Source organism: Flavobacterium panacagri (assembly GCF_030378165.1).
GTDB classification, from domain to species: domain Bacteria; phylum Bacteroidota; class Bacteroidia; order Flavobacteriales; family Flavobacteriaceae; genus Flavobacterium; species Flavobacterium panacagri.
On sequence record NZ_CP119766.1, the window covers coordinates 4,945,291 to 4,961,292 of the forward strand.

The 16,002-nt window shown below is 33.2% G+C and carries 12 protein-coding genes; 8 read left to right on the plus strand and 4 right to left on the minus strand.

The genetic code is table 11. The features are described from left to right. Positions 1 to 13: 13 nt before the first annotated feature. Positions 14 to 1,483, minus strand: a complete 1,470-nt coding sequence (locus tag P2W65_RS21110) for an MFS transporter (RefSeq protein WP_289660914.1) — start codon at positions 1,481 to 1,483, stop codon at positions 14 to 16. Between the two features lie 406 nt (positions 1,484 to 1,889). On the opposite strand from P2W65_RS21110, the gene P2W65_RS21115 reads away from it, so the two are divergent. After that, positions 1,890 to 2,828, plus strand: coding sequence for an alpha/beta hydrolase (locus P2W65_RS21115; RefSeq protein WP_289660915.1), 939 nt, complete (start codon positions 1,890 to 1,892; stop codon positions 2,826 to 2,828). 84 nt (positions 2,829 to 2,912) lie between these two features. Here P2W65_RS21115 and P2W65_RS21120 read toward each other — a convergent pair whose 3' ends face one another. From P2W65_RS21120 to P2W65_RS21130, 3 genes are all read right to left on the minus strand, one after another. Then, the gene (locus P2W65_RS21120; RefSeq protein WP_289660916.1) at positions 2,913 to 4,364 is read right to left on the minus strand and encodes a PepSY-associated TM helix domain-containing protein; all 1,452 of its coding nucleotides are present in this window, start codon (positions 4,362 to 4,364) and stop codon (positions 2,913 to 2,915) included. Positions 4,365 to 4,438: 74 nt separating this feature from the next. Next, on the minus strand, positions 4,439 to 5,677 hold the full coding sequence (locus P2W65_RS21125) for a DUF4374 domain-containing protein (protein WP_289660917.1): 1,239 nt from the start codon (positions 5,675 to 5,677) through the stop codon (positions 4,439 to 4,441). Between the two features lie 23 nt (positions 5,678 to 5,700). After that, complete coding sequence (locus tag P2W65_RS21130; RefSeq protein ID WP_289660918.1) at positions 5,701 to 8,094, minus strand: TonB-dependent receptor; 2,394 nt, start codon at positions 8,092 to 8,094, stop codon at positions 5,701 to 5,703. A 107-nt stretch (positions 8,095 to 8,201) separates the two neighbouring features. On the opposite strand from P2W65_RS21130, the gene P2W65_RS21135 reads away from it, so the two are divergent. The 7 genes from P2W65_RS21135 (at position 8,202) to P2W65_RS21165 (ending at position 16,002) form a co-directional block, all read left to right on the plus strand. Beyond that, entirely contained in the window at positions 8,202 to 9,233 is a 1,032-nt protein-coding gene (locus P2W65_RS21135; protein ID WP_289660919.1) for an AraC family transcriptional regulator, read from the plus strand. Positions 9,234 to 10,058: 825 nt separating this feature from the next. After that, positions 10,059 to 10,373 carry a hypothetical protein gene (locus P2W65_RS21140; protein WP_289660920.1) on the plus strand — a complete coding sequence of 105 codons (315 nt, stop codon included), beginning with the start codon at positions 10,059 to 10,061 and terminating at the stop codon, positions 10,371 to 10,373. A 221-nt stretch (positions 10,374 to 10,594) separates the two neighbouring features. Then, entirely contained in the window at positions 10,595 to 11,284 is a 690-nt protein-coding gene (locus P2W65_RS21145) for a hydrolase (RefSeq protein WP_289660921.1), read from the plus strand. 216 nt (positions 11,285 to 11,500) lie between these two features. Then, a complete protein-coding gene (locus P2W65_RS21150; RefSeq protein WP_289660922.1) occupies positions 11,501 to 13,288 on the plus strand; it encodes an amidohydrolase in 1,788 nt (595 codons plus the stop codon). A 98-nt stretch (positions 13,289 to 13,386) separates the two neighbouring features. After that, positions 13,387 to 13,944, plus strand: coding sequence for a 2'-5' RNA ligase family protein (locus tag P2W65_RS21155; protein WP_289660923.1), 558 nt, complete (start codon positions 13,387 to 13,389; stop codon positions 13,942 to 13,944). A gap of 175 nt (positions 13,945 to 14,119) precedes the next feature. Next, entirely contained in the window at positions 14,120 to 15,043 is a 924-nt protein-coding gene (locus tag P2W65_RS21160; protein WP_289660924.1) for a helix-turn-helix domain-containing protein, read from the plus strand. A gap of 230 nt (positions 15,044 to 15,273) precedes the next feature. Next, entirely contained in the window at positions 15,274 to 16,002 is a 729-nt protein-coding gene (locus P2W65_RS21165; protein WP_289660925.1) for an SDR family oxidoreductase, read from the plus strand.

Below are 16,002 nucleotides of genomic sequence, written 5' to 3' on the forward strand. Positions count from 1 at the left end.
CGAAAAATCTTGGTTAGAGATTTGTAATCGGACTGTATTTTGGAACCAATGTTTTCATTACGATCCAGCCCGTCAAATAACAAACTGCACAGATAGAAAAAATGATAAAATATCCAGCTTCAATTCCTTTGAATCCCATAAAAACCATGTTCGTATCTTTAGCATAATCAAACAAAACACCAGATCCTTTATTGATTAAAGTTGACCCCACTCCTCCTGCTAAACCTCCAATTCCTGTAATAGTTGCAATTGCTTTTTTCGGAAACATATCTCCTACAGTTGTAAATATATTAGCCGACCAAGATTGGTGTGCAGCTCCTGCAATTCCGATGATAATTACTGGTACCCAGTAACTAATATATCCTAAAGGTTGTGCAATTAAAGCTAATAATGGAAAGAAGGCAAAAATCAGCATCGCTCTCATTCTTCCTTCATACGGATTCATTCCTTTTTTTTCAACAAAATATGTTGGAAGCCAGCCTCCAATAATTGACAATAATGTAATCATATAAAGTACAAATAATGGCAATGCCGCTTCTGTAGAATCCATTCCGTAAACCGAACTTAAATACGCTGGAGTCCAAAATAAGAAGAACCACCAAACGCCATCAGTCATGAACTTACCAAATGCAAATGCCCAAGTTTGCTTGTATTTAAAACAATCCATTAGAGAAACTTTTGAAGTTGTTTCTGGCACATAACCAACTAATTTACTATCTGCAATATCATCTTGCTGAATATATGCTAATTCTTCCGCACTTACTTTTGAGTGTCTTTCTGGTTTATCATACATAAACATCCAAAATCCCATCCAAACAAATCCTAACGCTCCGATGATTATAAATGACATTTCCCATCCGAAAGATTTTGCAATAAACGGAATTGTAATTGGTGCTGCTAACGCTCCAACTGTCGCTCCTGCATTGAAAATACTAGTTGCAAAAGCTCTGTCTTTTTTAGGGAAGTATTCTGCTGTAGTTTTAATTGCTGCAGGAAAGTTTCCAGCCTCTCCTACCGCCAAAACAAAACGAGCGAAAATAAATAATGCAACACTTACATTAATTACCATCGCTGTATCACTAACTGTACTTATAATCTCTTTTGAACCATGAAAACCTACAAACCAGTTTCCTGTAATAATTCCTGAAGTTGCAATTCCACAGAATGCATGAAGACAAGCTCCTACAGACCAAATTCCGATTGCCCAAAGAAATCCTTTTTTCGTATCCAACCAATCTACAAATCTTCCTGCAAACAATAAAGAAACAGCATAAAAGATAGAAAATAAAGCAGTGATATTTCCGTAATCGTTATTAGTCCAATGAAATTCTGGCGCAATAAAATCACTCCATGTTAAAGAAAGTACTTGTCTGTCTAGATAATTAATGGTTGTTGCAAAAAATAATAAAGCACAAATACTCCAACGGTATTTGCCTGCAGCTTTGGCGCTCTCATTTACTGCAACAGTTTCGGTTTGATTCATAGTAAGTGGGTATTATAGTTTTGTAATTTTTGGTAATTTCAGCAACACTATTTACCTCTATTTAAAAATATTAAAATCAATAAATTAACAGTTCTAAAAAGAAATAATGTAATCGATTGCACAAATATAGTTTTTAATCTCTACAATCCAAATAAATTGTATAAAAAATAATTTAAGGTTTTCAAATAAACATATTACATAAAAAAAAGAATACAAAATTACACATTAAACAATATATTTGTTAAAAGAGACCAGGTGAAATTCATCCTTTTTACGGGGTAAAATTGTCCTAAAATAGTTGATTTTATAAGCCCTATTTAACAATTTCATCGAATTTAAGCCATCGGTTGCATTTAGTACAACATACACACATAAAACATTACAAACCAAATAATTACATTCAAAATTGAAAACTACAAAGACAGTAACGCTAAGAAGGATTACATTGAGTTTTCTTCTTTTTTCAGGTGCGTTTTCTCTAAGCGCACAAAATCAGGTAATTCCATTATGGAATAAAATTCCAGATGAAGTAAAAGCCGCAGATTATAAAGAAAAAGAAGTACTAAAAGACGGAAAAATGCAAAGTACAAGTCAGGTTTCTGTACCTACGTTAAGTATTTTTATTCCGAAAGAAGCAAAATCAAATCAAACAGCTGTTGTAATTTGTCCAGGCGGCGGTTACACCCATTTAGCCTTTGAAAAGGAAGGAACAAAAGTGGCAGAATGGTTCAATAGCTTAGGAATTGCTGCATTTGTGCTAAAATACCGCATGCCTACCGATTTAACTATGAAGAATAAAAATGTCGGCCCACTGCAAGATGGACAGGAAGCCATTCGTTATATAAGACAGAATGCCGCAAAATGGAATATTGATCCAAATAAAATTGGAATTTTAGGATTTTCTGCAGGAGGACATTTAGCTTCAACTGTATCAACTCATTATGATGATAAAGTTTATGATTCGGCTTTTAAAGTAAGTGCTCGACCTGATTTCTCTCTTTTGATTTATCCTGTGATTTCAATGCAAAATGAGACTACACATAAAGGTTCGCAGATTAATCTTTTAGGAAATAATCCATCACAAGATCTTTTAGATTCATTTTCAAATGATAAAAAAGTGACTGCTAAAACACCACCAGCATTCTTAATTCATGCTACAGACGATACTGTAGTAATACCAGAAAACAGTATCAACTATTATCTGGCTTTGAAAAAAAATGGAGTTACAGCGGAGTTACATTTATATGAAAAAGGCGGACACGGCTTTGGTTTAGGAGTCAATGATACTAGCAAATTCTGGACAAGAGATTGTATAGAATGGCTTAAAGCGAATGGTTACAACTAAAAATAAGAAAGGCAAAACTTTTTCAAGTTTTGCCTTTTAATCAAAAAAAAAAACAAAAAGGAATTAAAAAACCATTTTAATATTTTAAGCAGTAACTTCTTGTTCTGCGTTATTTTTCAATTTAGAAACAGGAATTGCTTTGCTCACCACTTTTGGTTTTGCAGCAGGAGCTTTCTTTTTGCCAAATTTCTGTTTACCCCACCAAATAATAAATCCTGTAATAGGTAAACTGGCGGAAATTAAACTGGCTAAAAATGCAATAATTTTACCTGTTAGCCCCAAAACACTTCCTACGTGGATATCATAATTCATTCTTCGGATTTTGTCTGGAATATTTGCCTCAATATATTTCCCTGAAAATGGAGTTTTAATCGAAATTTCTTTTAGTGACTGCTGATCAAAACTATATCTATCCATATTATAAAAGGTGTTTTTTTGTTTGTAAACAAAAGCACCAATAGGATCTGCCGGTTTTCCAGGAATACTAATCATGATTCCGGCTGCTTGAGGATTTTCTTTTTTAATATTTAATAAAACTTTATCAGCGGTTGTAATTTTAAACTCTTTTACATGAGTAGTATCTGATTTTGGAGATTCTCTGTTTTCAACTAATGGTGTTCCTACAGAAGTTACCCAATACAAGGATTTACTCCACCAGCCAAAACTCCACACTAAGCCAGTTACAGCAATAAAAAACAGAAAAATACAGCTGTAAAAACCTAGTACATTATGTAAATCATAATTGACACGTTTAAAGCTCGCGTCCCACTTAATTTTAAAACTTTTATCTATAATCGATTTGATCCATTTTGTAGGCCACCACAAAACGATACCAGAAATTAACAATACAACGAAGATCAAAACGGCAACACCTACAATTGGACGACCTATATCATACGGAAGCCACAATGCTCGATGACCGTTTAATATCCATCTGAAAAAATCAGGTGACTCTCCTCTAGAAAATGTTTTTACATTTAATATTTCTCCGGTATACGGATTCATATAAACACTTATAAAAGTGCCACTTCTTCTTCCGCCCTTGCCTTTGCCTTTACCCTTTTCTCCCTTTCCATTTCCTCTTTCTTTCCCCTTTTCATTATTTACAGGTTTCAAATCAGCTTTCATTTTTCCGCCTTCATTCTTGGCGAAATCTTTCCTTTTATCTCCTCTCTTATGTTCTCCTTTTTCTCCTTCTTCTTTTTTCTCAACAAAATAACCTACAATTGCAGCTTCATCTTTTGCTCCAAAGGTTACGCTTGTAGCTTTTTTATCTTTCATTTTTTTATCAGCAATTGTTACCAATTGAGAGGGTAGTAAAAATGCTTTTTCTTGAGGTTTCACAAAGCGCCAGTCTTCGATTAAATCTTTAATTTCATGTTCAAAAACATAAATACAGCCTGTTAGGCTGACAATGACTACGATAATTCCAGACGCTAACCCAAGCCACAAATGCAGCCAAGCCATAATACGCTTGAAAAGCGATTTTTTACTTTTTTTCTTATTATTAGGTTTTGGTTTTGAAGAAGAAAACATAATTGGATAGATAAATAGAATAAATAAAAAGACCGTAAGTCCTCATTAAAATAAGGACTTACGGCACAAAAAAATTAGTATTTTAATTTCTGAATTGCAGTAATTTGACCTCCTTCAACTTTCATACCTTGTGTAGCTACAGCAGAGGTACCATTGATGGTATAGATCCAGTTTCCATCAGGAGTGTTTACACCAAGAACAGCTGAATTTCCATCTTCTGATGTAATATTATAGCGAGTAGTAGCATTTGACAATACCGCCGGCATACCAGTAACCCATTTAAAAGTTTGGTTGTATACATCAGCAACAGCCAACTTAACAGTTCCAGAATTAGTTCCAACGTTTCCGTACATTAATAGTAAGAACTTACCATTTGAGATATAACTTGTAGAAGAAATTTTGTACCCTCCTGATTTTTCCTGAACATTAAAGAAATAAGATTTGTCAAATTCTGTGGTACCTTTACTAATTTTAATAACAGCCGAAGGTTTTGTAGAAGTAACTACACCATTAGCTGTTCCAATAGCTCCAGAAAATCCATAAGCATCTCCTTTTTCATCTTGAAACAATCCATTAGTAAAATAAGCTCCTAAGTAACTTGTACGGTTATCTTTTATTACTTTTTCTAATTTTAGATCTGGATAACTATATACAGCTACCCAAGTACTATCAGCATGTCTTGTTCCAAAAGTATCTGGAGCAATACCATTAATTTTCATATAAGGCATAAATACTTTATCTCCAACCTGAGTTGCCCAAGTAAAATGAGCCCTTTCTGCTAAATCTGGATTTTTATTTCCAATTAAAAGTCTCGTATCTTGTGATACTGTTCCTGTAAGTACAGATTGTTCTGCATCAACTTTATACATGTAAGAAATTGAAGCGCCACTTCTAGGTACTTTTACCATTACGATATCTTTGTTAACAGGTGCAAAAACTTGCACTGTCTCTGCCTGGAAATTTGAAGTCTTAGTTAAGTCTCCATTTGCCGTTAAGCCATAAGTAGTAACAGCTCCCGGATTTCCTTGACCGTAAAGGAAACTAAAAAATTTGTTTTGCGTTGATAAATAATAACGATAAGTACCGTCTTGCTCTAATCCGTTTCCTGCTGTGGTAATTGATCCTTTTGTAACGTCGTCGGCAGTCAATAAATAATCTGCTACTCCTGTTGCTCCTGTAGAAACGGTAATTATATATTTTGATTTTCCAGTTTCTCCACTAGCTCCTTCATTTTTGTCGTCGCTACTCTCACATGAAGTAAAAGTGAAAGCAAACGCAGCTAATAGTAAAGGTAATTTACTAATTGTTTTCATAAGTATTAAAGTTTATATTAAAATTATTTATTCGATTTGTTAAAGAAGTATCTAAACTTCAGATAAAAAGCTCTACTAGGTTTTTGAAGTGAAAAATTATCCACAAGTTCATTATCCAATAAGTTTTGACATTCTAAGGCGATGTTGTATTTTCCATCGGCCATTGTGTAAACCAAGTTTAAATCATGCTTAAGCTGTGTAGGAATATCATGTTTACCATTTGAGCCTCCTCTACTTGGCCAGTACAAATAATAGGCATGTACATAAAGAAGATTATAGCCTACAGATAAATTATTTCCTTTTTTAAATACATCGTTAAAAAAAACTGTTCCATCAAGATTACCAAATAAATAAGGGATATTAGGCACTCTGTCCTTATAGTAATAGGAAACATAATTTTGCTCTGGCTCATATTTGGTCATATTTCGTATATCCTGATAAGTCATATTAAGACCAGAAGTAAATCGCTTTTTATAAGAGTATCGAATCTCTCCATCAATACCTTTTGTTTTTACACTTCCCTGATTAACGGTTACAGTTTTGTTTTGATTATTATTAAATTCAGTACGAATAAAATCAGTAGCATTACGATAAATACCATTTACATCAAATGTTAAGGCATTGATGTCATTAAAACTAGTTTGATAACTTAAACCTAAGTTAATATTGTTACTCGATTCTGGTTTTAAACCATTATTACCCTGTAAATTATCATTAGGATCACCAAAAATTTCATTCGCTGTAGGCAATCTATAGGTTTTTTCATAAGAAGCTTTTAGCTGTAAATTTTGTTTTAAATAATAGCTGCTTGCTCCTCCATAACCTAAAGAAGATGTTTTATTATTTAACTCCATATAGGCAACATCTCCCCAGTTTCCAGAAGGATTATAACTTCTGGTAAGCGTAGTGTTTAAATCATAATTCTTTAAAAATAATGAGGTGCTCCATTTTTCATTGTAGTCAAATTTGTAACCAGCAGCCAAAATATTCTTTTGTAGTTTTTCAGGTTGCTGATACGTTACAGACTCAGGATAAAGCTCATCGCTTCCTTTACGGTCAAATGTGTTAAATGTGTTGTTTATTAACAAAGAATGATGTTCTCCTATAGCATAAGTTGCATTAAAAGTGGCTATTCCATTGTTGTTTTTAAATTTATAGAGGGATCTACCGGCTTCTCCACCTGGTCCTGCGTTTTGTGTATATTGTCCAAACCAATTGTAACGTCTATTTACAGTATCTACAGTTTGTTCATAGCCAAAATTAAAATTTCCTGTTACATCAATATTCAACCCTTTTGTAAACAAATCTTTTACCTGGTATTTTAAAGTAGGCATCAAAGTGTTCCCACGTCTATATCTTTCGCCAAATACTGCAACCATTCTGGCTCCGGTTTGAATATCAGCCTTATTTTGTCCAGCTGTAAAACCAATCATTAATTTATCGGCGTATTTTTTACCCGTAATTCCAATATTAAAAATTACAGTTTCATTATGGTAATTATCATGAAATCTTCTTACTCGTGTTTCTGGATAATATTTACCAGTTTCCAAATCATTAGTTTCAACATTTACCCAATAATTATTATCCGAATAATTTTGAAATGCATTAATCTCTGTCGTAAAACCACTTTTTGAAGTATAACCAGCGTTTATGGCAGTTTTAAACGTGTTGAATGATCCAAAGGAATAAGAAGCATCCAAATAGGTTCGAGGTTTGCTATTCGTTACAATATTAACAGCTCCTCCTAAAGCATCTCCACCTAACCAAATGGGCACAACACCTTTATAAACCTCTACACGATCAGCTAGGTTAATTGGAATATTATTGATTTGAAAAGACGAACCAAAATTATCCATCGGCACACCGTCAATAAAAATTTTAATTTGGTTCCCAGAAAATCCATTAATCGATAATTCTGATCGAGATCCTACACCACCAGCTTCGCGAAAACGTACTCCTGAAACCCTATCTAATGCATGTGCCAGATCCAAAGTGGAGTTATGCAGTTTTTTTGCATCGACAGCTGTTACGTTATAAGCTTGTTTATTGATCTTATCAACTGCCGAACGCCCAATTACTGATACGTTTTCTAATTCTTGTAATTCGCTGTTCAATTGAACTGGAATATTTACATTAGTTCCTGAAACTTCAATGCTTTTTTTAAAGCTCGAAAAACCAATTGCAGAAACTTTTATGGTATGTTTTCCTGGTTTAACATTTCTGAAAATAAACTTTCCGTTTTCATCAGAAATCATACTTAAGTCAGTTTTTTCTATTACTACTGTTGCGAATGGAACAGTTTGACCAGATTTTTCAACGACTTGTCCAGTCACTGTAATCCCTTTATTTTGCTGGGAAAATGACAAGAACGAAAAGAAGAAAAATGAAATAAAAAATAAAATTTTTGGCGTTGACATATCTTTAATTAGACTAATTATAAATAACTTTGCCACAAAAGTACCATCAACTGATTCAAAAAAGTTAGGGAAAAACGGATTATTATTTTGTAAAAACGGATTAAATTTTGAAAATCAAGTCTACTCTTTCGTCTCACGATCAACCAATAATTAACATTGAAGTCAATTCCCAATATGATCCAAAAAGTGCTCTTAGTGAAGAAAATATTCAGTTTCAAAGGGAAGACTCAGAAGACATCAAAAGCCACATTCTTGCTACTGACGGAATGGTAGTAATAGATACTCAAATGTATTTTACAAAACCTCAAACAGAGATTTTTGAAATTAATGATGAATGTATCGTGATGGATTTTGTAAGTTGTACTAATATCGAGTTTCAAATAGAACAGCTTGAAAATGAGAAATATTTAAAGCAGAACACTCATAATATTTTTTACACTACAAAATACAAAGGCACTTTTAAAATTCCAGCATTTGAAAAAGTAAATTATCTAACCATTATTTTTTCTAAAGAATTCTATTTCAATGTAATCAATGAAGACTGGAAACTTCATGAAAAATTCTCTAAAAACATTTTAATCCAAAAATCCAGCTATCTTACTTCAAAATATCTCCCATTTACTTCTTCCATTCAGTGGATTATTTCTGAAATCAAAAATTGTAATCGCAAAGGAGCATTAAAGAAAATGTACATTGAGACAAAAATAAAAGAGTTGTTAATCCATCAATTAGAATCGGTAGTTTCTAAACCCAAGCAACAAGAAAAAATCGACAGTGAAGAATACAACAAATTATTAGAAGCCAAACAAATACTAGACAACGATTATCGAAACACCCCTACTCTTCCTGAACTTTCCCGAAAAATTTCATTAAACGAATTCAAGCTAAAAAAGGGCTTTAAAGCATGTTTTGGAACAACGGTTAAAAGCTATATCATTAAACTTAGAATGGAACATGCAAAAGAATTGTTTCAAAACAATTCTACAACAGTTAGTGAAGTCGCCTATAAATGCGGTTATAAAGATGTGTCCCACTTTTCAGCGGCATTTAAAAATTATTATGGATTTTCTCCTCAAAAATTTAAAATCAATACCGACATCATATCATTTTGGATAATAGGATTTTCATTTTTTCTATAAAAAAAGGGTCTTAAAATTAGGTCCGTCGACTTAATCTTAAAACCCCAAAAAAATTAGACATTAATTGTACATTGCAAACTATATACAAATACCCACGATCAAATGAATATGTCTTAATTAAAAATAAAAACGTTTCTCCAAAAACTGTTTTCTGTAAAAACTCTAAATGATATCTAAAAAGGTAAAGAATATCATCGTTTTCAAATTTCTACACCCCAAAATTATATTGCAGAAAACAGATTCCCTTACGGTTTTCCACATCTCTATTAAAAAGAAAATCTTTTTTTGAAAACAAAAAACATAAAAATCTGTATTTCAATACTTTAACTTTAAAAATTTAACAATACTTTTTGAGAAATAATTTAAAACTTCCTTCTAAAAATCATAAAAAAGTGTAAAAACAACACTTAAATAACGCCTTTCTTGTCCTAGATTAAGCGCCTTTTTTCTATCACAAGTTATATTTGCACTGTAAATTATAAGTTCTGTCAAAAACTAAAATTGAAGACAAGAAAAAAACTTAGCTTCTTAGCATCTCAGAACCTTAGTATCTTTCTTATTCTAGATTAAGTCGAATTGAGAATGAAAGAAATAAATTTGCAATATAAATTACATGTTCTGTCAAAAACTAAAATTAAAAACAAGAAAAAAACTTAGCTTCTTATTATCTCAGAACCTTAGTATCTTTCTTATTCTAGATTAAGTTAAAGCAAAAAGGAAACAAATAAATTTGTAAAGTAAAAATCCAGATTCCATGAAACTGAAATCTAAGAGTAAACAAACTTAGAATATCAGTATCTCAGAACCTCAGAAACTAAAAAGAAAATGAAAACACTTGAATTCTTATTACTCGGAAAAAACGAAGCGATATTGGCCATTTTACTTCGCCTTGTAAACGCTTATGAAGACTGGAACGCAGTCGCATTTAGCAACGAAACAGAAGCTCAGGACTATTTTCAGAACCACAAAATCGACGTTGTTCTTTTGAGCTCCGGAATCGAAGATCATGTCGAGAAAAATTTTACTACATTTTGCTTAAAACAACAGCCAGACGTAGAAGTAATTGAACATTTTGGAGGTGGAAGCGGCTTATTAAAATCAGAGATTCTCCACCGACTACATCTAAAAGGGAAAATATAGCATTCTAACTTCCTTTTACATCATTTTACAGCTTTAAAAACAACGCAATTACGAATATCGTCAAAAATTTACGATATATCGTTAGGACTACTATTGTCTTTTTTGAAGAAATCCCTTTAAAAACAACGCTTTAGAAATAGGGCATCCATTTTGAACACCCGAAAGTGAAAAATCACAAATAATTTTAAAAACCTAATCATTAACAACAAAATCAAAATATCATGAAAAAATTAATTCTTACAGCAGTTTTATCTTTAATTACATTTATTGGATTCGCTCAAAAGCCAAGTCCTGCGTTATTAGACCCAACAAATCATACTTTGGTCTTAATTGATTACGAAAGCCAAATGGCATTTGCAGTAAGCAATATTCCAATCGATCAATTACGCAACAACACCGCTTTAGTAGCTGGAGCTTCAAAAATATTTAAAGTACCGACTATCGTTACAACAGTTGCAGAAAAATCATTCAGCGGGCCCGTTTTCAGGGAAATTGAAGAATTCTATCCTCAAAAAACTTCAAACTATATCGATCGTACCACAATGAATACTTGGGAGGATGCTCCCGCTCGCAAAGCTATTATTTCAACGGGAAAAAAGAAAATCGTATTTGGCGGTTTATGGACAAGCGTTTGTATTGTTGGCCCTGTTTTATCAGCAATCAACGAAGGATATGATGTTTATGTAATTACAGATGCAAGCGGTGATGTTTCTAAAGAAGCTCATGAAATGGCTGTAACTCGTATGGTTCAGGCTGGTGCACATCCAGTAACTTCTTTGCAATATTTACTAGAATTGCAACGCGACTGGGCTCGTCAGGAAACTTATGTACCCGTAACTGATTTGGTTAAAAAATACGGTGGTGCTTACGGCGTAGGTGTTCAATACGCTCACGAAATGTTGAAACACTAAATCTTAATCAACGCGGATAAAACGAATTCGCTATCGCGAAGGCGCGGATAAAAAACGGATTTTAATTCATCCTATTTACTTTAAAAAAATCTGTGGAAATCAGCGTCTTCGCGATAGCGAATCTGTAAAATCAGCGTTAAATTTTATTCTATCCAATAAAAAGATTGTGTGCTAAAAACATGCCGTTTTTTTTCCAACCAAACAAAAACCTCCACTATGAAACCCTCTTTCAAAATACTAGCTTTCCTTTTAATTATTTCACTTCCCATTTTTGGGCAAAGCAAAAAAGCGACACTTATTGTGCATCACGCTATAATTCACACTTTAGACAATAAAAACACCATTGTTGAAGCTATGGCTGTTGCCGATGGAAAAATTCTTAAAACTGGAAAGAATAGCGAAATCTTAAAACTAAAAGATAAAAAAACAACCATAATCGATGCCAAAGGAAAAACTATCATTCCCGGAATATTCGATTCTCACATGCATATCATCCGTGGCGGAAGATTCTATAATACCGAATTGCGCTGGGACGGTGTACGCTCTTTAAAAAGAGCTTTAGCAATCCTAAAAGAACAGGCACAAAGAACTCCAAAAGGACAATGGGTTCGTGTTGTAGGCGGATGGAATGCGTATCAGTTTGAAGAAAAAAGACTTCCTACTTTAGCTGAAATCAACGAAGCAACTGGTGATGTTCCTACCTTTATTCTTCACTTATATGGACATGCTTATCTAAACAAAGCAGGTTTAGAAGCTTTAAAAATTGATGCTAATACTCCAAACCCAAATGCTGGATTGATTGAAAAAGATCCAAACGGAAATCCAACGGGATTATTAGTCGCAGAACCAAATGCTTTTATTTTATACTCCACACTCGCCAAACTTCCTGAATTGACTCAAGAAGAAAAATTCAATTCGACTAAACAATTTATGACCGAAATGAACCGTCTTGGTGTAACTGCAATTATGGATGCAGGAGGCGGATTTCAAAATTTTCCTGATGATTACGGAGTGACAAATGGTTTATGCAAAGACAGCGATTTAACAGTTAGAATGCCTTATTATTTGTTTGCTCAAAAAGCAGGAACAGAATTAAACGACTACACCAAATGGATCAATACTGTTGAAATTGGTGAAGGTTGTGATGACGATCATCGTTCGGATAAAGTAGAGTATCATGTTCAAGGTGCTGGAGAAAATTTAGTAATGAGTGCAGGAGATTTTGAAAACTTTGATAAACCAAGACCAGAATTAAGCCCAGCGATGGAAGGTCAACTAAAAGAAGTTTTATCATTATTGGTTAAAAACAAATGGCCGTTTAGAATTCATGCTACTTATAACGAAAGTATCACTAGATTTTTAAATGTAATTGAAGACATTAATAAAGAAACACCTTTAAATGGACTTTTATGGTTCTTTGACCACGCAGAAACGGTTTCTGTAGAAAATTTAAAACGTATTAAAGCTTTAAACGGTGGAATTGCAATACAGCATAGAATGGCTTATCAAGGCGAAAGTTTTATTAAAAGATATGGAAAAACTGCTGCTGCGAATACGGTTCCATTAAAGAAAATCTTGGAATTGGGCATTAAAGTCGGAATGGGAACTGATGGGACTCGTGTAGCAAGTTACAATCCTTGGGTTGGTTTATACTGGCTGACAACAGGCAAAACTTTAGGTGGTTTAAAATATATGAATGATGAAAATATTTTGCACAGAACCAAAGCGCTGCAATTGTTCACTTACGGAAGTGCCGAATTGATTAATATTGAAAAAGATAGAGGAATGCTGACCGCAGATAAACTAGCCGATTTTGCCATTCTTTCTGATGATTATTTCAGTGTTCCGGAAGAAAAAATCCTAAACATCGAATCAAAACTGACAGTGGTAAATGGGAAAGTAATCTATGCTGATAATGACTTTAGAACTTTTGCAGATGAAAAACCAAAAGCAATTCCAGATTGGAGTCCTGTAAATTACTTTGGAGGTTATCAAAAAAACTAAATTATAAAGCAAGAAATAAATTCAAATTTCAAATAAATTTCCTATGGCTTTGAATGCACAATTTAAATTTTAATTTTGTGTAATTCAAAGCCTTAAAAATGGAAAAAACATACTCAGTTGTTTTTTATTCTAAAACATTGGTTGAGCCTGTTAAAAAGATGAAAGCCTTTTTAAGAAGCAAAATCAATTGGTATAACAGCTATAATTCTGAAGCACATATTACGATTTGTGAATTTACCATTGAAGAATCACAGCTCGATTCCATCAAACAAAAGCTTTCTAAAATTGCAAATACTTTTACGCCTTTTGAAGTGTATTTAGATCATTTTGATTCTTTTCCAACAAACGGCGCTTTTTTTATTGGTCTAACCGAAGAATCAAAGAAGAATCTTGTGCCAATAATGAAAAAAACTCATGAAACCTTCAAGTCTTTAAAACATAAAAGCGACAATCCGCACCTATCAATCGGAAGAAGATTAACTCCAGAAAATCTTAAAATTGCTTCTGAACTTTTCACAACAATTAATTTGAACTTTTTATGCAATGAAATTGTTTTAAGAGAATTTGATCCAGCAGTAAAACAGTTTTTTGTAATGGATGCTTTTCCTTTTGGAAGTAATCCTGAACCTGAGTTTGTACAGGGAAGTCTTTTTTAATGGTTCTTCTGGTATTGCCACGAAGGCGCTAAGACACCAAGTTTTTTACCAACTAATGTTACCAATAGTTTTTATTATTGGAACATCATAAAAATAAACTTTGTGTCTTAGCGCCTTCGCGGCAAAAAACGCTTAACATTTTTTCGTATATTTGAATTTTACAACTCATCTTAATATGAAATCCCTAGATTCATTTTACCAAGATATTACCGAAGGTTCAGCAGTAGAACCTACTTCCCTATTACCAAATGACATTCAGAAAGAAATCGGGCATTTTAATGTTTTTGATATTAAGGAGCTTTTGGAACGTATGAAAGGAAAACCTGGAATGCCTTATGACAGAAGAGCTTATTACAAAATCAGTTTAATTAGGGGAAAAAACAGAGCTGAATATGCCGATAAAATAATCGACATTGAAAAGCAGGGATTGTTATTTGCAACACCAAAAATTCCGTATAATTATTTACCACAAGACACCAATCAAGGCGGACAGTTTTGCGTATTTACCAGCGAATTTTTATCCAAAAGCAAAAGCGGTATTGATTTGGACGAACTGCCTATTTTTGCTTCAGACGGTTATCCCATTTTTCAATTATCAGATGAAGAAGTCGAAGAAGTGGCTTTGATCTTCAAAAAGATACAAAAAGAAATCAATTCAGATTATATCTATAAATACGATTTAATCCGAAATTATGTTGCTGAACTAATTCACTTTGGGCAAAAACTACAGCCTATAACTGCTTTATATTCTAAACACAATTCGGCTGCAAGAGTTTCTTCTTTATTTGCTGAATTATTAGAAAGACAATTCCCAATTGAATCTCCGAATCAAAGATTAGAACTTAGAACTGCAAAAGATTTTGCCGCCAGATTAGCTGTTCATGTAAATCATTTAAATAAGGTTTTAAAGGAAAACACTGGAAAAACCACAACAGAATTAATCAGTACAAGATTAACCAACGAAGCCAAAATACTTTTAAAGCAGACAGATTGGAATATTTCTGAAATCGCTTATTCACTTGGTTTTGAAGAATTAGCGCATTTTTCTAATTTCTTCAAAAAACAAACTTCCTTGACGCCTTTAGCTTTTAGAAGTTAGTTTTTTTTTTTCAAGTTTCAAGTTTTACGAGCTGTAACCATACAGTTTGTCATCCCGAGTAACGAGGGATCTTCGCAAGAAGCTCCACAAAGTTTTTGGAATTTGGAACTTAAAGAATTGGAATTCCAAACCACTTTGATTTGAATTTCGCAAACATCGATTTGATATTTACAATTCCCCACATCTGCTTTGCTCCTACCTTTGTCTCATCAAATTAAAAGAACGAAAAGATGAATTTATCAAACAACAAAATACTGATAACTGGAGGTGCAAGCGGTATCGGACTTGGACTTACCGAACGATTTATTCAGGAAAACAATACCGTGATCATCTGCGGCAGAAGAGAATCAGTTTTAAACGACGTTAAAGCAAAGTTTCCTTCTATAATTACAAAAGTCTGTGACTTATCTATTGAAACAGAACGTATAGCTCTTTATGAATGGATTTCTGAAAATCATCCTGATCTAAACGTACTAATCAACAATGCAGGAATTCAAAACTGGAAATCGATAACAGATGCTGATTTTTACGAAAGCATGAAGGCAGAAATCAATACTAATATTGAAGCTCCGTTGCATTTAACTTCTTTATTTATTCAGTTAAAATCTTTAATGACAGTAATGAATGTGACTTCAGGGCTGGCATTCTCTCCTTTTGCAAAGGTTCCAGTTTATTCGGCTACAAAAGCTTTTTTTAGATCATTTACACTTTCACTTCGTCATTTATTAAAAGCAAAAAATATCGAAGTAATTGAAATTATTCCACCAGCCTTAAATACAGATTTAGGCGGAGTTGGTCTTCACGACGCACATCCAAGCGTAAGCAGTTTTATCGAATCTATTTTTGAACAATTAAAAGAAGGAAGATCAGAACTTACTTTTGGAACCAGCGAAACAAGATTAAACGCAAGCGCAGAAGAGTTGAGAAATCATTTTAATGCGATGCATTCTAATCTTTAA